The 659-nt window shown below is 31.3% G+C and carries 1 protein-coding gene; it reads right to left on the bottom strand.

What is annotated here, in order from left to right:
- The coding region (locus VJI93_RS08350) for a hypothetical protein (RefSeq protein ID WP_324009253.1) at nucleotides 1-659 on the bottom strand (659 nt) is incomplete at both ends.

The raw sequence follows: 659 nt of genomic DNA, 5'->3' as shown, positions 1-659 counted from the left end.
CTTCTTGTGGTGTTAAATGAAATCCAGGTGGGACTTCTAATGTACTATCCCATATTTTTTCGGCTTCTAAAACCGCTTTATCTCTTTCTTTTTTTATATTTTCATATGCTATTGTAGATAGTTCCTTTACTGCATTTGATATTATCCTTGTTTGTTCAACATCTAAAAATATCTTCTCATTTTCTGTACAGCCTCTTAGTGAGAGCATTCTTTTGAAATTTTTTAAATCTAATAATTTAATCCCCATTTCTTGTTTTGGTTTTAGACCGTCTCTCATTATTTCGATATCTGAATTCATAAGTTCTCCTTCTTCATTAAATTTCCAAGTTGCTAGGCTGTGAGGATTAGGTATATCGCCATAATTTAAATATATTGCTGTTTCTGTTTTGTTTCCCTTAATATCTCCTATAAGGTCATGAATATTTCTATAATTCATAAATTGCTCTGGATGTTCCCTCATATATTCTATTTCATCTTTACTTATCATCTTATGTATATCCGGTCCATTAAAGCCTCTATTAAAAAATCCCCTTTTTAAAGCAACATACATAGCTGTTGATTCACCTAACGAATGACCCGTTGTAGTTATTATAGAATCTGGATATTCTGCTTTTATCTTATCTGCAAATTCTAATGCAGTCTTTGATTGAGCATCATGG

This window comes from Parvimonas sp. M20 (assembly GCF_035282425.1).
In the GTDB taxonomy this organism is placed as follows: domain Bacteria; phylum Bacillota; class Clostridia; order Tissierellales; family Peptoniphilaceae; genus Parvimonas.
The sequence above is the reverse complement of the archived record's forward strand: the minus strand, read 5'-3'. Positions and strand labels throughout refer to the sequence as shown.